The 18,978-nt window shown below is 59.4% G+C and carries 18 protein-coding genes; 11 read left to right on the top strand and 7 right to left on the bottom strand.

Features of this window, described 5'->3' with window-relative positions:
• The first annotated feature begins 9 nt into the window (after nucleotides 1-9).
• The 5 genes from CLV97_RS00230 to CLV97_RS00210 all read left to right on the top strand — a co-directional run bounded on the left by CLV97_RS00230 (nucleotide 10) and on the right by CLV97_RS00210 (nucleotide 3,666).
• The gene (locus tag CLV97_RS00230; protein ID WP_106343514.1) at nucleotides 10-201 is read left to right on the top strand and encodes a hypothetical protein; all 192 of its coding nucleotides are present in this window, start codon (nucleotides 10-12) and stop codon (nucleotides 199-201) included.
• A 248-nt stretch (nucleotides 202-449) separates the two neighbouring features.
• Nucleotides 450-812, top strand: coding sequence for a Panacea domain-containing protein (locus CLV97_RS00225; protein ID WP_106343513.1), 363 nt, complete (start codon nucleotides 450-452; stop codon nucleotides 810-812).
• A 259-nt stretch (nucleotides 813-1,071) separates the two neighbouring features.
• A complete protein-coding gene (locus CLV97_RS00220) occupies nucleotides 1,072-1,860 on the top strand; it encodes an alpha/beta hydrolase family protein (protein WP_170070294.1) in 789 nt (262 codons plus the stop codon).
• A 232-nt stretch (nucleotides 1,861-2,092) separates the two neighbouring features.
• On the top strand, nucleotides 2,093-2,323 hold the full coding sequence (locus tag CLV97_RS00215; protein ID WP_106343511.1) for a hypothetical protein: 231 nt from the start codon (nucleotides 2,093-2,095) through the stop codon (nucleotides 2,321-2,323).
• Nucleotides 2,324-2,676: 353 nt separating this feature from the next.
• Nucleotides 2,677-3,666: a 2-hydroxyacid dehydrogenase gene (locus CLV97_RS00210; protein ID WP_106343510.1), complete on the top strand. Its 990-nt coding sequence runs from the start codon at nucleotides 2,677-2,679 to the stop codon at nucleotides 3,664-3,666.
• Here CLV97_RS00210 and CLV97_RS00205 read toward each other — a convergent pair.
• Entirely contained in the window at nucleotides 3,629-4,474 is an 846-nt protein-coding gene (locus CLV97_RS00205) for a CPBP family intramembrane glutamic endopeptidase (RefSeq protein ID WP_106343509.1), read from the bottom strand. The genes CLV97_RS00210 and CLV97_RS00205 overlap by 38 nt on opposite strands.
• Nucleotides 4,475-4,686: 212 nt before the next feature.
• On the opposite strand from CLV97_RS00205, the gene CLV97_RS00200 reads away from it, so the two are divergent.
• From CLV97_RS00200 to fabF, 3 genes are all read left to right on the top strand, one after another.
• Nucleotides 4,687-4,917, top strand: coding sequence for a hypothetical protein (locus CLV97_RS00200; protein ID WP_106343508.1), 231 nt, complete (start codon nucleotides 4,687-4,689; stop codon nucleotides 4,915-4,917).
• A 311-nt stretch (nucleotides 4,918-5,228) separates the two neighbouring features.
• Nucleotides 5,229-5,702 carry a transcription elongation factor GreA gene (gene greA / locus CLV97_RS00195; RefSeq protein ID WP_211295642.1) on the top strand — a complete coding sequence of 158 codons (474 nt, stop codon included), beginning with the start codon at nucleotides 5,229-5,231 and terminating at the stop codon, nucleotides 5,700-5,702.
• 123 nt (nucleotides 5,703-5,825) lie between these two features.
• Nucleotides 5,826-7,067, top strand: a complete 1,242-nt coding sequence (gene fabF, locus CLV97_RS00190; RefSeq protein WP_106343730.1) for a beta-ketoacyl-ACP synthase II — start codon at nucleotides 5,826-5,828, stop codon at nucleotides 7,065-7,067.
• 123 nt (nucleotides 7,068-7,190) lie between these two features.
• Here fabF and CLV97_RS00185 read toward each other — a convergent pair whose 3' ends face one another.
• Nucleotides 7,191-7,649, bottom strand: coding sequence for a hypothetical protein (locus CLV97_RS00185; protein WP_146130368.1), 459 nt, complete (start codon nucleotides 7,647-7,649; stop codon nucleotides 7,191-7,193).
• Nucleotides 7,650-7,841: 192 nt separating this feature from the next.
• On the opposite strand from CLV97_RS00185, the gene CLV97_RS00180 reads away from it, so the two are divergent.
• From CLV97_RS00180 to CLV97_RS00170, 3 genes are all read left to right on the top strand, one after another.
• Nucleotides 7,842-8,975, top strand: a complete 1,134-nt coding sequence (locus tag CLV97_RS00180) for a metallophosphoesterase family protein (RefSeq protein WP_170070293.1) — start codon at nucleotides 7,842-7,844, stop codon at nucleotides 8,973-8,975.
• Nucleotides 8,972-11,977 carry an ATP-binding protein gene (locus tag CLV97_RS00175; RefSeq protein WP_106343505.1) on the top strand — a complete coding sequence of 1,002 codons (3,006 nt, stop codon included), beginning with the start codon at nucleotides 8,972-8,974 and terminating at the stop codon, nucleotides 11,975-11,977. The genes CLV97_RS00180 and CLV97_RS00175 overlap by 4 nt, the downstream gene beginning before the upstream one ends.
• A gap of 68 nt (nucleotides 11,978-12,045) precedes the next feature.
• Nucleotides 12,046-12,465, top strand: coding sequence for an NUDIX hydrolase (locus CLV97_RS00170; protein WP_106343504.1), 420 nt, complete (start codon nucleotides 12,046-12,048; stop codon nucleotides 12,463-12,465).
• A 326-nt stretch (nucleotides 12,466-12,791) separates the two neighbouring features.
• Here CLV97_RS00170 and CLV97_RS00165 read toward each other — a convergent pair whose 3' ends face one another.
• The 5 genes from CLV97_RS00165 to CLV97_RS00145 all read right to left on the bottom strand — a co-directional run bounded on the left by CLV97_RS00165 (nucleotide 12,792) and on the right by CLV97_RS00145 (nucleotide 18,930).
• Nucleotides 12,792-14,294: a solute symporter family protein gene (locus CLV97_RS00165; protein WP_106343503.1), complete on the bottom strand. Its 1,503-nt coding sequence runs from the start codon at nucleotides 14,292-14,294 to the stop codon at nucleotides 12,792-12,794.
• Nucleotides 14,291-14,632 (bottom strand): DUF485 domain-containing protein, encoded by a 342-nt coding sequence (locus CLV97_RS00160; RefSeq protein ID WP_106343502.1) that lies wholly within the window; start codon nucleotides 14,630-14,632, stop codon nucleotides 14,291-14,293. The genes CLV97_RS00165 and CLV97_RS00160 overlap by 4 nt, the downstream gene beginning before the upstream one ends.
• A gap of 170 nt (nucleotides 14,633-14,802) precedes the next feature.
• Nucleotides 14,803-15,636: a LytR/AlgR family response regulator transcription factor gene (locus CLV97_RS00155; RefSeq protein ID WP_106343501.1), complete on the bottom strand. Its 834-nt coding sequence runs from the start codon at nucleotides 15,634-15,636 to the stop codon at nucleotides 14,803-14,805.
• A complete protein-coding gene (locus CLV97_RS00150) occupies nucleotides 15,626-17,431 on the bottom strand; it encodes a LytS/YhcK type 5TM receptor domain-containing protein (protein ID WP_106343500.1) in 1,806 nt (601 codons plus the stop codon). Before CLV97_RS00150 ends, CLV97_RS00155 begins: the two co-directional genes overlap by 11 nt.
• Nucleotides 17,419-18,930, bottom strand: a complete 1,512-nt coding sequence (locus CLV97_RS00145) for a solute symporter family protein (RefSeq protein WP_106343499.1) — start codon at nucleotides 18,928-18,930, stop codon at nucleotides 17,419-17,421. The genes CLV97_RS00150 and CLV97_RS00145 overlap by 13 nt, the downstream gene beginning before the upstream one ends.
• Between the last annotated feature and the right edge of the window lie 48 nt (nucleotides 18,931-18,978).

Here is an 18,978-nt window from a genome sequence, read left to right as displayed (position 1 = left end):
CCCTTCAAAATGGCTTCCAAGTCCCAGGAAATCCTCAAGGAAGTGGTGCAGCATTTGGCGGGACAGGTCGGTGCTCAAGTCACCATTTCCATCGACATTTCCGCTTACTTTCCCGACGGCGTTTCTGACGATGTCGTCCGTACGGTGACGGAAAACTGCCGGACGCTAAAGTTCAAGATCAGCGGATTTGAAGAGGAGTGAAAGACCAAGCAGCGGGTACCGATTTCGTTCGCTGAGACAGACGGTAGCCGGGAAGGCGATTTTCGCCGAGTGACTCTCCACCTCTTGGAGACGAGGCGAAATATCGCCTCCTCTCTGATTTTTTGCCAACAGGTTGAGCGGGTATCGATGTAGGTATCCGCTCATTTTTCTTGTGGACAGAAACTTACCCGGTATGCGATTTTGATTCCGAAAACGTTTTTCGTTGGTTCGGCTAATCACCGCGAAGGCTGGGAAAATGCGAATCTGCATTTTTCAAACATTGGTTTTACACCGACTTTCTCCATTTAAAATGGCATGGGACGCCGCCCATCATGGGTATGGCTTATGTAAAAAATCGTTACGGTCCCGTTCCCGCCCGTCGCGGCTTCTTCTTTCCTATCTTGAAGAAGCCGATCCGGCGGGAGGAGATGGAACATGGCGGGGAAATCGTCGGAGAGTATGTGGAGGGATTGCCCGCAGAGCGGGCTGTTCCGCTAAAGGAAGATGAGCTGGAAACGGTGGAATACGTCATTGACAAGTTGCGGGGAATGAATGCCAAACGGATCTCGGAGTTTTCCCATGAGAACCGGTTTGGATCAACACGCCCCTGAAGGAGATGATCCCGTATTCCATAGCGGATACGCTGCAAATCGGTTGAGGCAATAAGTTGAAGATGGTATGTCCAACCATTCTAAAGCCGGTATTGTTGCCGGTTATTTTGTTTGCTGCCATGTGAATTTAACCGTTTCTCGAAGGCGAATTGCTGGGGCTGTCGCTTTTCAATCTCCCGAGGGGGAAAATGAAATCAGTTTGGCAGACTTTGTGGCGGGTATCAATGGTCTAGTGAAGGTGAGAGAAGGGGGGACCATCATGAACCAAAATCGGCAACGGGAATATCCGACGGAGCTTCGGATCGGGGAGGTGGTCCTGCGGGGGGCGGTGCATCGCCCCGGCTATTCTCCCCATCCCGCGGTGATTCTGTACCACGGCTTTACGGGAAACCGGATGGAAAGCAAGTGGCTGTTCGTCCAATTTGCGCGAAGGTTGGCTGCAGAGGGTTGGGGTTGCGTTCGTTTTGACTTCTCCGGTTCCGGGGAGAGCGACGGGGAATTTAAGGAAATGACCCTGGGCAGGGAGATCGAAGAGGGAAAAGAGATCCTGCGATATGTCCGCCAAATGGGGGGCGTCGATCCCGAGAAGGTGTTTTTGTGCGGGTTCAGCATGGGCGGGGTCGTGGCGACGCACGTCGCAGCTTCGATGCCCGAGTGTGTCCGGGGACTGTGCCTGTGGGCGCCGGCGGGCAACATGCGGGAAAAAGTGGAGGAGTATTTCCGGACGGGCATTCCGCTTCCCGACGGCGGGGTGGATCTGGAGGGGGTGACACTGGGGCGCCCCTTTTACGAGGAATTGAAGGAATGGGATCTTTATGAGGGAATTTCCTCCTACAAGGGTCCGGTTTTGATCCTGCACGGGGACCGGGATGAGTCGGTTCCGCTCGAATGGGGCCGGCGGTATTTGCAGGTGTACGGCGCGTCGGCCCGCCTGCATTCCATCCGGGGAGCGAATCACGTGTTTTCCCGAATCTCCTGGAGGGAAGAGCTGTTTTCCGAAAGCATCGCCTTTTTCAAAAGCGTTCTCGGGTCGGAACAAGGAGCCTGATCGGAAACGCCCCAAAAAAAAGCAAACGCACCGGGTGAAAGGTGCGTTTGCTTTTTAGGAGGGGACAAAGGCAGCGTGATGATAAAGGATGGATGGTTCATAACCGAACGGCGTCCTTTGACCGATGGATTCAGTCGTCGGCGGAAGTGCTGTAACGGCTGCTGGAGATGTGGGGGGAGCTGGAGGACCATATTCTGTTGCTTTCCCACCCGCAGTAAGGGGGGCGGTGGGGATGGCGATGGCGGTGGGGAGGTTTGTGACAGCTTCTCTTCATATGTTTCATGATTTTGTAGGCTCTTTTGACGTGATGATAAGCTTCGTGGAAGCGGGGATCCATGGCACAGGGATGGTGGTGGGGCCAAGGGTGCATCATCGGTGGATGGTGGTGGCCGGAAAGAAATCGGAACATGCGCTTTTCACTCCTCATGTGGGATTTGGACGGGTCAACCGCACCGTACACTGATATCATATGTGGGTCGTTCCGCGGCGCCACGGGGAAGATGGCCCATTTTGCGGGCGGGATCAATCCGGCGGGGCTTTCACGCGGCCGGAGGCGGGGACGGCGCCGGATTCCATCGGAATTTTTCGGGGCGATTCGACTAAAACACTCAAATAACACGAAAGAAGTTTTATTTTACGACAAGTGGGGAATATTTATCACAAGATTCTTACAAGCTTGACCATGGAATGGACACGAAGCCCGTCGTGATATACATTGGAACGGGAGGGACGAGAGGGGTGCACCGTTTTTGAAAAATGCCTGATTTCTCGGATATCTCCCGCATATATTGCATAGTGTTGACGGGAGGGTAGACGATGCGACCGAAGGTGTTGGTGACGAGGAAATTGCCGCAGCAGGCGCTGGAGCGGTTGGAGCGGCACTGCGACGTGGATCTGAACGGGGAGGACCGTCCTTTGACCCGGCAGGAACTGTTGAACCGGATCCGGGACAAGGACGGGATACTCTCGATGCTGACGGACCGGATCGACGCGGAATTGATGGATGCCGCTCCAAAGTTGAAGGTGATCAGCAACTACGCGGTGGGATTCAACAACATCGATGTGAAGGAAGCCACCCGCCGCGGGATTCCCGTGACCAACACGCCGGGAGTGCTCACCGAATCGACGGCGGATCTGACCTGGGCTTTGATCATGGATGTGGCGCGGAGAGTGAGCGAAGGAGACCGGGTGACCCGAGCCGGCCGGTGGCCCGGATGGTCTCCGATGTGGATGCTGGGACAGGATGTCCATGGGGCCACCCTGGGGATCATCGGGATGGGACGGATCGGCAAGGCTGTCGCCCGCCGGGCGCGGGGCTTTGACATGCAAGTGATTTATTATTCCCGCACCCGCCTGCCCGAGGACGAGGAGCGGGCGCTCCGTGCCTCCTACCGCCCGTTGCCGGATTTGCTGCGGCAGGCTGATTTCGTCTGCCTGCACGCTCCCTACAGCGAAGAGACGCACCATCTGATCGGTGCCGCGGAACTGGCCATGATGAAATCGACCGCCTATCTGATCAACACGGCGCGAGGCCCTCTGGTCGACGAACAGGCTTTGGTCCGGGCGTTGCGGGACGGTCAGATCGCGGGGGCGGGATTGGACGTGTACGAACGCGAACCGGAGTTGGCGGAAGGTCTGGCCGAGCTGGATAACGTGGTGTTGTCCCCGCACCTGGGAAGTTCCACCCGGGGAACCCGCCTCCGGATGGCGAAGGTGGCGGTGGAAAATCTGTTGGCTCCCCTTAAGGGGAAACGGCCTCCCCATCTGGTCAACGAAGAGGTTTGGCGGCGGAGAAGAACCCCTTGATCCTGAACCTTTCGGGGTCCCGCTTCACAAACCACAGGATGCCCAGGAGGAGAATGAGGGTGACGGCGACGCCGCCCTCCAGTCCGAAGGGACCACCGGTCAACCAGTCGGGTCCGCTTTCCGCAGCCTCCACCAGGGGGGCGGGGGTCAGCCGCAAACCGGAGACCGGGAGGGAAAGGGCGTCCTGGGTCAAATTCCAGGTGAAATGCAGTCCGATGGGCATCCACAGGTTTCCCGCCGTTTCCTTGATGACGCCCAGGAGGATGCCGGCGAGAAACAGGTTGAACATCGGCAGCAGGGATGTATGGGGATTGAACAGGTGGAGGAAAGAAAAGAGCAGGGAGGTGGCGATGATGCCGCCCCATGTTCCGAGGCGCTCCACGAGCAACGTTTGTACATACCCGCGGGTGAAAATTTCTTCCCCTGCGGCGACCGCCAAATAACCGAAGGCGGCTGACAGGACCGAGAGGAGAACCGCTGCGTCCCAGCGAACCGCAATCACTTCCAAGTACGGACTTGGCCAAAGGAGGAGGAACACCGTGCCGATCATCATCATGCCGATTCCCGATCCGATGGCAAAGCTGCGGAAGGGGGCGGCGATCAATCCCATGTCCTCCAGAGGGCGTTTCTCCAAAGCGATCCAGGTCAGGAAGGAAGCACCGATGAAGGCCGCTTCCTGGGGGAAGATGGACCACAGGAGTGGCTCCTCCGGGACCCAGGGGGAAAGGAGCAGGGAAATCAGAAGCGTACCCGTCATGGCCAGTCCAAAGGTGAGGATCAGTTTGCCCAACAGTTTCAGCCATTCCATGGGGAGACCTCCTTAATCCTCGCGGGAGAATGGTGTTTTCCAGTATAAGCGATTTCAAAAATTGGAGCAAAATTCGTCGACGGAGATCTTGGAATATGGATTCAGATGTGCTAAGATACCTTGAAGTGCGACCGGTTTGGGATGCAGTCAGGAACCTCCGAAAAAAATTTTAGACAAGTGGTTATATGTAACCGCTTTCAGGGGTAATGAAAATGTTGTATACGGCTTGTCCGAAACTCCTCCATGAAGGGGGCCGACATCGGCAACGGTTGAAAGCCGAAGAATCCGGAGCGGTCCGGGTGGTCGAAAGACAGCAATTTGACGATTCAAATTCCGGGAAGCGGGAATATTATTATGACGTGTGGCCGGAAACTCTCAGGGCTGGCAGCGGGCCGGAAACCCATCTGGGGGAAACCCGATTGTCAGGACTTCATCGCCGGTAATCCCAACACGTCAGCCCCGGCCCGGATGAACCCCGGTACTCCGTTACAGGATCCCCCTGCGAGGAGGGTGCCTCTGTTTGCGGGGGCATTTCCGGCAGGCCGACAGATCATATCCTGGCCATGCACCGAAACCGTCATCCCCCATCAGCGGATGCGCATTTCGGTGCCGGCAGATCATGCCGCCGACAGCGAAGGGGGTTTAATCCCTCCGGTTCTCGATAGATAAAGGGAAAGATTTGCACCGGACGGGAATTCAGAGTTACAGGCCATATTGCATAAACAAACAATTTGGCCGACAGGGAGGAATCGGTATGATCCAGAAAAAAGAGGTACTTTTGACCGAAGAAGGCCTTGTAAAAGTGAAGGAGGAGCTTGAATACCTGAAAACCCAAAAGCGTCATCAGGTGGCTCAACGTCTGAAGGAAGCCATCTCTCAGGGGGATCTCAGCGAAAACTCCGAGTATGACGCTGCCAAGGAAGAGCAGGCATTCGTCGAATCCCGGATCATTACCCTGGAGAACATGGTCCGGAATGCGAAGATCATCGACAAGAACGGGGATAAAAACTTCGTTTCCGTCGGTGCCAAGGTAACCATCCAGGAATTGCCCGACGGCGAGGTGGAGACATATACGATTGTCGGAAGTGCGGAATCGGATCCCATGTCCCAGAAAATCTCCAACGAATCACCGATCGGATCCGCTCTGATCGGCAAGCGCGAAGGGGAGGTCGTCAGCGTACCTGCACCGGATGGGACGATTCAGTTCAAGATTTTGAAAATCGAATGACGTAACCTCGCAGGCACCCCGACGGGGTGCGCTTTCATTTGGGTCAGCGGTGCCGTGGAATAAACCGCTCCCGCCATCCCCATAATAGTGGAGGACCATGTTTTGGAAAAGGGCGGGATGTCAATGCGCAGGCGGGTCGTGATCACCGGTTTTGGCGTTCTCACTCCGATCGGCATGGACCCGGAAACGTTCTGGTCCGGGTTGATGGCCGGGAAGAGCGGAGTGGGGCCGATCACCCGCTTTGATCCGTCCGGATTTCCCACCACCATCGCCGCGGAGATCGACGGGTTCGATCCCCTGGACTACATGGATCGAAAAGAGGCGCGCCGCATGGACCGGTTTGCCCAGTACGGCCTGGCGGCCGCCCGTCAGGCCCTGGAGCGGGCCGGTTTGAGGATCGAGGGAAGAGCCGCCGAAAGGGTCGGGGTGATGGTGGGAACGGGCAGCGGAGGGCTGGACATGATCCAGCGGGAATACAGCCGCGTGCTGACCCAGGGGCCGGATCGCCTCAGTCCGTTCCTGGCTCCGGCCATGCTGGCGAACATGGCCTCCGGAGAGATCGCCGTGGCCACCGGCGCCCGGGGGGTGTCGGCGGCGGTAGTCACCGCCTGCGCCACCGGCGCCAGCTGCATCGGCGAAGGCATGAGGGCGATCCAGTATGGAACGGCCGATGTCGTGATCGCCGGCGGGGCGGAGGCGCCGATCACGCCCCTCGGCCTCGCCGCCTTTTCCAAAATTCGCGCCCTGTCCCGCCGAAACGACGATCCCGAAAGGGCGTGCCGGCCCTTCGACCGGGATCGGGACGGTTTTGTGGCCGGAGAAGGGGCCGGGGTGGTCATCCTGGAGGAGGCGGATCACGCCCGGAGGAGGGGGGCAAAGGTTTTGGCGGAATTGGTCGGATATGGCGCCAGCACGGACGCCTATCACATTACCGCCCCCGATCCGGAGGGCGCGGGAGCGGTTCGGGCGATGCGCCTCGCCCTTGCCGAGGCGGGGATGACTCCCGACCGGGTGGATTATATCAACGCCCACGGAACCGGCACCCGGTTCAATGATGCGATCGAAGCGACGGCGATCAAGAAGGTGTTCGGGGCGCACGCCCGCAAGGTTCCGATCAGTTCCATCAAATCGATGATCGGCCATCTGCTGGGGGCCGCCGGGGCGGTGGAGTTGATCGCTTCGGTGCTGGCGATTCGGGACGGGATCATCCCGCCGACCATCAACTGCGATCATCCCGATCCGGAGCCCGATTTGGATTATGTCCCTCATCGGGCGCGGCGAAGGGATGTTCGGGTTGTGATGAGCAATTCCTTCGGTTTCGGCGGTCACAATGTGAGCCTGATCGTCAGGCGGTGGGAGGAATAGCCGTTTCTGCGCCCGGGATGTCCCGAAAAAGAAAAGGGGCTATCCATGACCGGAACCTGAAAAAAGCCGGAGGGGCAGAGCCGCTTGGCCTTTGCGCGAGCGGTTCGACCCCTCCGGTCCGTCTTACAGCCCCCGTTCCTTCAATTGATCCAACAGCACCGTCAGCGGGCGGTCGGTCCGGTATTCCACCCAGTGATTCCGCCCGTTGCGGATCAGCAGCCTCGGAGGGTCCCAGGCGGATTGGGGGGCAGTGACGGCGATTTCCCGGATCGGATATCCGACGGGGGAATCGGAAAGTACAACGGGGGTGGGGAAGCGAAACAGGAAGTATTCGGCCGGCATTTGCGGAAAAGAGGTCCCCGTCATCTGTTGGATCCCCTCCAGCACCCGTTCCACCTCCACGTGGATGAGGCGGGTGACCGGAATCGGACGGGCATGACCGGAATGGACGCGGTAAACCTCCACCTTGGACACTCTGGGCGGAACTTCCGCTTCCGCGTTTCCCCCGAAGCCGAGGGCGGCCACAAGGAGGACCAGGGAACAGGCGAGAATCCGACGGCGGGAAGAGATTGCGCCGGACAAGGACATTCCCTCCTTCGGCGGAAGGTTATATTCTTTTTTTAGTTTGGGGATGTGCGAGGAGAAACATACTTGCCGTTTAAAGGCTTTCTTTTGGCTCCGTACGGTTTTATGCCGTTTTTTCTATGGAGAAGGTGACTCCGGCAGTGTATCATGGGATTAAGACATTTTACCCGGGGGCGGGGAGGTGGCATGGTGAAATCCTTTACATTCGTACATACGGCCGATCTTCACTTGGACAAGCCCTTGGAGGGTTGGCGGGGCGGTCAGGAACAGCTTCTGGCCCGTCGGGAAGAGTTCCGCCGGACCTTCGATCGGATTGTGGATCTCGTGAAACGGCGCCAGGCGGATTTTTTGTTTATTGCCGGCGATCTGTTGGAACATCGTTATGCCGGGAGATCGACGGTCCGATTCGTGATGGAGAAACTGGAGGAACTGTCCGGGACGAAGGTGCTGATCGCGCCCGGAAATCACGATCCCTACCGGCCGGACTCCTGGTACCGGACCGAGCGGTGGCCGGATCACGTGCACATCTTTTCATCCGAATGGGAGCACCATTATTTTTCGGAATATCACCTTCACCTGTACGGAAAAGGGTTTGCAGACTACGAGGAATCCACCCCTTCGCTTCCCGAGATCCGGGATGACGGAGGAAAGCGCATTATGGTGACTCACGGCACCTTGACGGACAGAGAGGAGACCTCCCCGTACTTCCCCCTTCAACGGGAGGCGTTGGCGGCGCTGGAGTTGGATTATGTCGCGTTGGGTCATATTCATCAGCCCTCCACGATCCGTCTGTCCAATGAATGCCGGACCGTCGTCCGATACCCCGGATCTCCGGAGGCGGTGCGCTGGAAGGAGACCGGGGAGCGGACCGTGACGGTGGGGACCGTCGGCGAGGGCGGGCTGACGGTGGAAACGGTGCCGGTCCACACTCGCCGCTGTGAGATCGATCAGGTGGACATCACGGGCTGTGAGACGCCGGAGGAGGCCGTCCGCCGGGTGACGGAGAAGATTTCGGGCGAAGAGCGCGAGGCTTACCGCAGGATTCATTTCACGGGATATCGACCTCGGGATTGGTCGATCTCCGTCGAGTGGGCGTCGGGGCAGCTCAGGCAGGCGGGGTTTCACTACGTGGAATGCGTGGATGAGACCATCCCCGATTACGATCTGGAACAGCTGCGGCGGGAAAACGGGGTGGTCGGCGTGTTTGTCCGCAGAATGGAAGAGCGCATCAGCTCAGCCGAACCCAACGAGCAAAAATTGTTGAAACGGGCCCTGTACAAAGGACTGGATGCCCTTTTGAGCAGAGAGGTGGTCCGGGGATGAGGATATCGCGGGTCTTCTTTCGCGGTTTCGGCCGGTGGGTGGGTCAATCCTTTCGGTTTTCAGAGGGAATCAACCTGATCGAAGCGCCGAACGAATCGGGAAAATCCACCCTGCTTCAGGGAATTACGGCATTGCTGTACGGCGGGAAAAAGGAGGGGGTAAACAAGCGCCAGCGGGCTTCCTGGCATGAACGATTCCAACCCTGGCAAGGGCGCGAATACGGCGGGGAAATCGATTTCCAAATCGGCGACCGAGAGTACCGCCTCATCCGTTCCCTGGAATGGCCGGAGGACCGGGAGCAGCTGGTGGATCTCAAGACGGGCCGGGATGTCACCGAGGAGTATCCCTTCGATGCCCGGAAGGACCGGCGGTTCGTGGAGACCCATTTGGGGTTGTCGAGGGAAATGTTTCGTCGCATCGTGTTTCTCACCTCCGAATCCCTGGCAGGGGAAGAACAGGTGGTGGAGCGGATTCGCCGGCTGATCGCCCAGGGGGAAGAGACCGAGATCACGCCGGTCCTGAACTGGCTGGAGTCGGAAATCCAGCGGATCGGGAAAACGCCCCAGGCCCGCACCAAACCCTACGGCATGGCAGTGAGCCGCAGGGACTCCCTGGAGCGCGATGTGACGGAGATCCGCTCGACGCTTCAGGAACTGGACAAGGACAAGCAGCGCCTGGGAGAGATGCGCGAACGGCTTAGGGCGCTTGAATCCGAACGGGAGAGGGCCGGAAAACGGCTCGGCCAGCTCCGGGAACGCCTGGAAGCGGCCAAGCGGAGAACCGCCCTGGACCAGCGGAGAAATTATCTGGCGGTGCAGGCGGAGTCGATGCGGGAGAAGCTGAATTCGCTGGCGGATCTGGAGCGGGAAGAGACTGCCCTCAGAGAGAAGAGGAAAGAGGAAGAACCCCCCCATCTCCTCACCCGGGAGGAGTGGGAAGAGCTTAGGCAGCTGGCGGAAGAGCGAAATGACGCCCGCCGCCGTCTTTCCGAAAATGCCGAGCGTTACCGGAAGGCGAAGGAGGAGTTGTCCTTCCTGGAAGAGGAGAAAAGCTGGCTGCTCGAGCTGGACGAAGAGGAGATGCAGCGCCATCTCTACCGTCTGGAGGAGGTGCTGCAGCGGGAGGAGGAGATCGCCCAGGCGGCGGAAGGGGAAGCGGAAGTGGAAGAGGACGAATCCGATCTTCGCCGGTTGGAAGAGGATTGCATGGCGATGTCCGACCTGCAGGGGCGGGAGGATGTTTACCGGCGGGAAAAGCGCCGCTGCGAGGAAGAAGTATCGTTTCTCGCCCGACAGGTGGAACTCCAGGAAAAGCGGAAAGCACGGCAACAGCGGGAGGAGATGCTCCGCGAAGCGCTGGATGCCCTCGTCCCGCCGGTTCCCACCGACGCTCCCTGGAAATGGATGTGGATCTCCGGTCTGGCGCTGACCGTGGCGCTGATCGTCCTCTGGCCCTGGGGATCGGTGGTGACTCTTCTCTTTTCCGCCTTCGCCGCTTATCGCTGGATGAAGCAGCGGGCGATGGACCGGGAGGCCCTGGAAAATTGGGAACTCCGGAGGCGGAGATTGGAGGAAGACTGGAACAAACTGCGACAGGAAGCGGATTCGGACGGGGCCGAGACGGAAAAATGGGATACGAAGCAAATGTTGCAGGATGCCCGCAATCACCTCGACCAGCTGGAGCGCGAACTGGATGAGGTGCTCCGGCAGCAGGAGGCGATCCTTCGCCGCTGGGATGCCGATTCTGCCCTGGATCTTTACCGGAAGCGGGACCGGATCCAGGAGAGGAAGCGGGAGGTGGAATGGGCCCGATCCGCCCGCGAGAAAAACCGGAGCCGGTTGGCGGAATTGCGTCGGGATGCGGAGGCCTGGAATGATTCCCTGCTGGAGCGGCTGGGGCCGTTTGATCCGGAACAGTGGCATGCCTCCTTGTCCCAAGTCCTCCGGGAGGCGCGGGAGGTGAAGGAGAGGGTTCATCGACTCCGGACGGATCTGGAGGCTCTCCGCGCCGATTCTTCCCGGTGGGAGGCGGTCCGCGCGGAAACGGTCCGCCGGCTTCAGCCCTGGTTTGAGCGTTTGGGCACCGACCAGTTCCCCGAATGGGAGGAATGGTTCCTGCGGAGCGAACGGGTGCGGGAGCTGGATGACAGGCTGGAGGAGATCGAAGAGAAGGCCGCCCGGCTCAAGCAGCTCCGGGAAGAGGAAGAATGGGATAAGCGGCTGGAGGAACTGGAGCAGGAGCTTGTGGAATTGGAGCAGCGCCTGTACGAGGAGGAAGCGGAGAGCGAAGTGCCGGATGAAGAGGAACTCCGGAAACAGGTAATGCAGGCGGAAACGGAATTCCAAGCCCTGGAGGAGCAATGCCGGAAGCAATCCGAAGAAGTGTTTCGCCTCTCGACGCGGATTCACACCCGCCTCGACCGGATTCCGCCCCTGTCCGATGCCGAAAGTCTGCTGAGGGAAGCGGAGGAGCGGGTGGCCGAGCTGGAGGAAGAGCGGACGGCCCTGGAGATCGCCAAGGAGGAATTGGCCGCGGCGCTGCGCCAGGTGCAGGAGGATATCGCTCCCCGGCTGACTCCTCACGCTTCCCACTGGATTCGCGAGGTGACCCGGGGGCGGTATGAAAACCTGATGATCGACCCGACGGACGGGATCCGCCTCAGCGTGTTTGTGCCCGAAACCGGCGAACGCAAAGAGATCGACCAGCTCAGCCAGGGAACGATCGACCAGATGTATTTTGCCCTGCGTCTGGCTTTGATCCGGCTTTTCTCCGAAGCGGGCAAGACGCCCTTGCCCATCATTTTGGATGACAGCCTGGTGCACTTCGACGAAGATCGCCTGCGGGAGGCCCTTCGCATCCTCGGAAAACTCTCCGATGAGCACCAGATCCTCCTGTGCACCTGTCAGAACCGGGAGCGCCTTCTCCTGGAGGAAGAGGGGATTGCCTTCCAGCGGGTCCAGTTGGAGACCTCACCGCAGACGGCCGCTTCCGGCACGGGATGAAGATCATAGAATAGGGAGACGGAAAGCGGTGAAGAAGGGGGTGGAGAGCCGTACTTCCCAAACATCATGTGGCAGCGACCGGCATCGTGCTCAACCGGGACGGAAAAGTGCTCCTGGTCCGCCGCCGGGACAACGGGAACTGGGAACCCCCGGGCGGAGTGGTCGAGCTGGATGACAGCCTGGAAGGGGCGGTGGCTCGTGAAGTGAGAGAGGAAAGCGGCATCGAGGTGGACGTGATCCGGCTGTCCGGAGTATATAAAAACGTCGGAGCCAAGGGAACGCATGTGGTCAGTCTGGTCTTCCTCTGCCGGGCCGTCGGCGGAAAGCCGACCACCGGGGATGAAACCTCCGAGGTGGGCTGGTTTTCGGCGGAGGAAGCCATGCGCCTCGTCTCCCGAGAGCGGATGCGGATTCGGCTCCAGGATGCCCTGAGCGGCCGGGAGACGCCCGCCGTCCGCTCCTTTATGACCCCGGAAAAAAGGAATTGAAAAGCCCCCTGCCGGCGAGCGGCGGGGGTTTTTAGATGTGCGTAAGACGGAGGAGGGATGCGAGAGGTTCGTCCGCAAGTTTTTCGGCGATGGACCCGGCGGGATTCCACTTGCCGGATCACGGACGCAACGGTTTTCATATCCGGGTTTTTCCCTGGATCGCCAATCGGGAAATCCATGGATGAAACGTCCCTGTCCCATTTGACGATCAACTTTTGGAAGGCGCTTTAGAAAAAACCGGCAGCCATCCCGATCCGAGGAATGAGCTGCCGCCTTTTTTCTGAAAAAGACCGTTGGTGCGCGATTGCCGCAAAGGGCAATGGCTGTCACTCCGCCCCGATTCCGGTATTGGAGCGGACGTACAGTTCGGGGAATTTCTGCTCGGATTCCGGTTCCTTGCTCAGCAGGGTTCCGAGACAGGCTCCCAAAAATCCGATGGGAACTGATAGAATGGCCGGGTTGTTCAAGGGGAAGATGGCGTCGTCCCCCATGAAGTTGGGGCTGATCAACACCAGCACGACGGAGCCGATCAGTCCGGACAAGATGCCCCACACCGCTCCCGAAGTGTTGAAGCGTTTCCAGAATAGGGTGAACAGGATGACCGGCAGGTTGGCGCTGGAGGCGACGGCGAAGGCCAGGGCCACCAGGAAGGCCACGTTCATGTCCTTCGCGACCAGGGCGAGGATGATCGAAACCACGCCCACTCCCACCGAAGCGATCTTGGCCACCCGCATTTGCTCGGCTTCCGTCGCCTTTCCGCCGCGCAACACGTTGGAGTAGAAGTCGTGGGCAAAGGCGCCGGCGGCGGAAATCACCAGTCCGGCGACGACGGCCAGAATCGTGGCGAAGGCCACCGCCGAGATGAAGGCGAGGAAGAGGTTTCCACCCAGCGCTTCGGCCAACAGCGGTGCGGCCATGTTCCCGGCCTTGTCGGCGGCGGTGATGTTCTCCTGTCCGACGAGCAGCGCCGCGCCGAAGCCGAGGAAGGTGGTCATGATGTAGAAGGCCCCGATGATGAACATGGCCCACACCACGGAGATCCGGGCTTCACGGGCCGACGGGACCGTGTAGAAACGGATCAGGATGTGGGGGAGTCCGGCCGTCCCCGCCAGCAGGGCGATGCCCAGGGAGATGTTGTCGAGGGGGTTGTCATATTGCAGGCCCGGCTCCAGGAATTCCTGACCGTATTTGGCGGAGACTTCGTTGAACATGTTTACCAGGCTGAAATTGTAATTGGCCAGGACCAAAATGCTCAGCAGAATCGTTCCGGTCATCAGCAGCACGGCCTTGACGATCTGCACCCAGGTGGTGGCCAGCATGCCGCCGAAGGCCACATAGAGGATCATCAGCACGCCGATGATGATGATCGACCATTCGTAGTCGATGCCCAGCAGCAGCTTGATGATCCCGCCGGCCCCGACCAGCTGGGCGATCATGTAGAAGGTGGAGATCGCCAGGGTGCTCAGGGCCGCCGCTGAGCGGACCGGTTTGGCCTTCATCCGGTAGGCCAGCATGTCGGCGATCGTATACCTTCCCGAATTGCGAAGGGGTTCCGCCACGATCAGAAGCACGACGAGATAGGCGACCAGCCAGCCGACGGAATAGAGAAAGCCGTCGTAGCCGAACAGGGCGATCAGTCCCGCGATCCCGAGGAAGGAGGCGGCGCTCATGTAATCCCCGGCGATGGCGATGCCGTTTTGCCAGCCGCGGATGGACCGGCCCGCCGCGTAGAAGTCGGTGGTGGTCCGGGTGCGTTTGGCGGCCCAATAGGTGACGTACAAGGTGATGGCGACGATGATACAGAAGAGGACAAAGGCCGTCGTGTTCATCGCTCATTCCCCTTTTCTTTGGCAACGATTTTTTCGACGAGACGATCCGTCTTGTTGGCATTCCGGACATACAGAATGGCGATGATCCAGGCCATGAAAAACTGGGAGAGGGCGAACAGATACGCCCAGTTCAGGGCACCTGCAACCCGGGTGTTCAGAAAATCGAAATACCCGGTCAGGATGGGAAGGGCGAAATAGTACACGGCAAAAATCACCGTTGCGGGGATGATAAACCGCTTTTTACGGGACATCATTTCCTTGAACTCCGGAGTGTTTGCGATCCGTTCCCAATCGCGGGAAGGGGATCGGGGTTCCGCCTGTTGCGGTTGGTTGGCCATACAGACACCTCCCGGAATGAGAGTGGAGTGGTGCGGTTTTTTTCAAACCGCCCCGCCTTTGCAAGCGCTTACTCTTTTTCTATTATATTTAGAAAATACACCCCATTGGGAAATTGGGGTGTGAAATGCGTTTTGGCGCGCGCGAATTGCAGGGAGGTCCGACTGAAACGTCAATATTGGCGCAACAATTCGAAAAGGGGCTTGACCGCGGAACGGCTGACGGGAATTTTCGTGTCCTCCTTGTTTTTCAGGATCAGGTTGCAGGCTCCGTTAAACCAGGGGACGATTTCCTTGATGTAATCGAGATTGACCAGATAGCTCCGATGGGAACGGTAAAAGGGGTAGTTCCGGAGCATTTCCTCCAATTCCTGCAGGGTGATCTTGGCGTAGATGACCTCCTTTTCCGTGTGAATGGCCACCCGCCGGTTGACGCGCACGGCGTAACAGATGGTCGCCGGGTCGAGAACCACCACCTTCTCCCCGTCCTCCACCAGCAGTTTGGAGGAACGCAGTTTCGAATCCGGAAAGGGCGAAGGCGGGTTCTCTTTGCCGTTCCGAAGACGATCGCTTTTTTTCTTTGGGGAGGTTTCGGCACGGTCCCGATCCGACATCGCCCGGCTCAGCTGGAGCGCTTTGCGGACGCGGGCCATCGCTTCGTGCAAGCGTTCCGGATCGAAGGGCTTCAGCAGGTAGTCGACGGCCTCGAGGTCGAAGGCCTGGACGGCGTACTCATCGTAGGCGGTGGTGAAGACAAACAGAGGGGGCGTTCCGTCCGAAACCCGGCTGTCCTCCCGGATTCTTCGGGCGGCGTCGATGCCCGACCGTTTCGGCATCTCGATGTCGAGAAAGATGACGTCCGGCCGGTATCGCCGGTACAATTGAAGGAGCTGTTGACCGTTTTCAGCGCTGGGGCACAGTTCCACGTCCTCTTCCTGGCGGATCAGATAGGCCAGTTCCTCCCGGGCCAGATGTTCATCCTCGGCGATCATCGCTTTAATCGACATGTGCGGTGACCTCCTCTCCTCGGTTTCTTTCATCCGATACCGGACAGGGGATCTGAAACGAGACGATGCTGCCGCCGGAGGGGCGGTTGGCAAAGCAAAGCCGGGCCTCTTCCCCGAAGAGGCGGATCAGGCGCTGGTTGACGTTGTAGATTCCCATGCCCCCGCTTCGTTCACCGCCCGGAGAAGGAAAAGGCATTTTTCCCAGCGTGGGGAGGATGTGCGGAGGAATGCCCTTGCCGTTGTCCTTGATCACCACCTGCAACCGCCGCTTGTCCTTCCGGTCACGGGTTAATTCGATTTCTACCAACCCCCCGTCGGATATGTCCTTCAACCCGTGTTGAATGCTGTTTTCCACCAGGGGTTGAAGGGTAAACGGCGGAATCGGAACCTGTTCGATTCCCTCTTCCCTTCGGTAGCGGATGTCCAGTTTTCCCCGGAACCGCACCCGGACGATCTCCAGATAAGCTTTCAGCTGCTGTTCTTCCTGCTCGAGGGGGACGAGGGAGGATGAGGCGAGCTTCATGCTGCTGCGCATAAAGGCCCCCAGATGGACGATGAGGCGCCGTGCCTGGGCGGGATCCACCCGGATCAGCGTGGCGATCAGGTGCAGGGTGTTGAACAGAAAATGGGGATGGATCTGGGCCTGCAGGTTGCGGAGCTCCGCCTCCTGCAGCAGCGCTTTCGCCTTTTCGGCGGCGATCATGTCCAACTGGTGGGAGAGGAGTTTTTCCAACCCCTGGGCGAAGGCGATCTCCACGGGGCGGATCTGCTGTTGCCGCTGAAAGTAGAGGATGATCTGTCCGACTTTCTCCCCCGTTTCAAAGATGGGAATGAGCAGGGCGGCCCGCAGGGGACAGCGCGGCCGGCCGCAGTCCATCCTCTCGTGGCCGGACACCATTCGGAGTCCCGTCTCTCCGATTCCGGCCGATTCCTCCTCCCGCGGCAGGGTTCCCCCTTCTCCGTGGCCTTTCGCTCCCCTTCCCGCATGGGCCAACACCCGTTCTCCGTCCGTTACCGCCACCGCCGCCACGTTGGTCAGCTCCCGGTTCAAAAGCTCCGCCAGCTCCCGGGCCGTCCGTCCGTTCAACCCCTGGCGGAGATGGGGAAGAGCGGTTTCGGCAATCTTGAAAGCCCTCCGCGTTTCCCCGGCGGCTTCCCGTTCCTTTTCCTCCAGGGCGACGCGGATCACGGCGGTGAAAATCGCGATTCCCACGCTGTTGCTCACCACGAGGGGGACGCCGACCGCGTTGACGAAGGGAATGGTCTCTTCGGGACGGGGGCTGAAGATCAGGAAAAGGTGCATGTACAGGATCGGTGCAAACATCCCGATGAACAGTGCCTTGAAGGGGGAGATCACCCGTTCCTGGGAAAAAAAGCGGGCGGTGAGTCCCGCCAGAAAGCCTGTGACCGGGTTGACGAGGCTGCTGGCCGCGATCAGATGGCCGCCGAGGGTGAAGGTGTATCCGGCGGTGATGCATCCGGCCCCCAATCCCACGGCGGGACCTCCCAGTAGACCGGCGATTACGACGGCCACGAGGCCGGAGCTGACCAGGGTTTCGTCTCCGGACAAGCTCGTGTACCATAAACCGGAGTAAAAGCGTTCCCCGTCGAAGATCACCCCGGCCTGGGTGCTGGCGATCCCGAACAGGCCGAAGATGGCGGAGTGGGAGAGGACGGTTTTGACGTTGATTTCCCAATCCAGGAGATAGCGGAAGGAAGGAATGCGCGTGAGCAAAAAGGCGCACAGAAGAAGCAAGGCGATGCGTTGCAGCAGGAGGATGGTCAGCTCTTGCATTCCTGGCTCCCGCCTTTCCGGGGATCGATTCCCGCATGCACCCGCAGCAGGATTTGATCGAACCGCCGCTCCTCCTCGGGGCGGCGGGTGAGCCAAGTGCCGAGCACGGCGGCGGCGAACCCGAGGGGAATGGCCAAGATCCCGGGGTTTTCCAGCTCCGTTCCTCCCGGAAGTACGAACCACAGGGAGGCGAGAAGTCCCGCAAGCATTCCCGCAACCGCCCCGAAGGCGGTGAATTTTCGCCAGTAAAGGGTGAGGAGCAGCAGGGGAAACTGGGTGGAACCCGCCATCATAAAGGCGAGGGAGACGAGAAAAGTGACGTTCTTCGTCTCCATCAACAGGGACAGGAGGATGGCCGAAATCCCGGTGACGGCGGCGGTTCCCTGGGCCACTTTCAGCTGCTGCCTCCTTCCCGCCTTCCCCCGGTGGAGAAGATGGTTGTAGATGTCGTGGGCGAAGGAGGAGGTGGCCGCGATCACCAATCCGGTCATCACGGCGAGAATGGTGGCAAAGGCCGCCGCCGAGAGGAAGGCCATGACGAAGTCGCCGCCCAGGGTGTAAGCCAAAAGGGGGGCCGCCAGATTTCCTTCCGGGTCGGCGGTCGCCAGCCGCTCCCAACCCACCAATGCCACTGCGCCAAGGCCGAGGACCAGCGTCATCAGATAAAAGGTGCCGATGATCCAGCTGGCGATCACGACGGATTGCCGGACGGCCTTTTGATCGCGAACCGTGTAGAAACGGATGAGGATGTGGGGCAAGCCCGCCGTGCCGAGGATCAACGTTAGGAGCAGGGAAAAGGTCTCGAAGGGGTGGGTCAGGAGGTTTCCGGACCGGAAAAAGCCCTCGGCGTAGGGGCTTTCCTCCGCCGCACGGGCCAGCAGCGCCCCCGGGTCCCAATGGAAACGGGAGAGCACGAGCAGACAGAGGAGAAAGGTGCCGGTCATCAACAGCACCGTTTTGATGATCTGGACCCAAGAGGTGGTGATCATGCCGCCGAACATGACATAAACGGTGATCAAGAGGCCGATGATCAGTACGGAAATTTGGTAGTCCAGCCCCAGCAGCAGCTGGATGAACAGCCCCGCGGCCATGAGCTGGGGAACCATGTAGAGCACGCAGATCATGATGGTGTTGAGAGAAACGATCAGGCGGATCGACCGCTTTGGAAACCGGGCGGCGATCACGTCCCCCAAGGTGTATGTTCCCAACCTGCGGACGGGCTCGGCGATGAAAAACAGCAGCAGGAGGTAGGAGATGAGAAAGCCGACGGCATAGAGAAAACCGTCAAAGCCGTAAAAGGCGATGGATCCCGTGATGCCGAGAAAGGATGCCGCGCTGATGAAATCGCCGGCGATGGCCAAACCGTTCTGGGTGGCGGTCAGATTCCCCGACACGATGTAAAATTGTTGCGGCGTCGTATTGGTTTTCGCCGCCCAATGGGTGATGATCAGGATGCCGGCCAGGATGGCGGCCAGAAAAATCAGGTGTGTCAAATTCATGGCCCGATCCTCTTAGCTCGGAAATGAAAGCGTTTTCCTCAGCCCGGA

Origin of the sequence: Planifilum fimeticola, assembly GCF_003001905.1 — a bacterium.
GTDB lineage: Bacteria > Bacillota > Bacilli > Thermoactinomycetales > DSM-44946 > Planifilum > Planifilum fimeticola.
The sequence above is the reverse complement of the archived record's forward strand: the minus strand, read 5'-3'. Positions and strand labels throughout refer to the sequence as shown.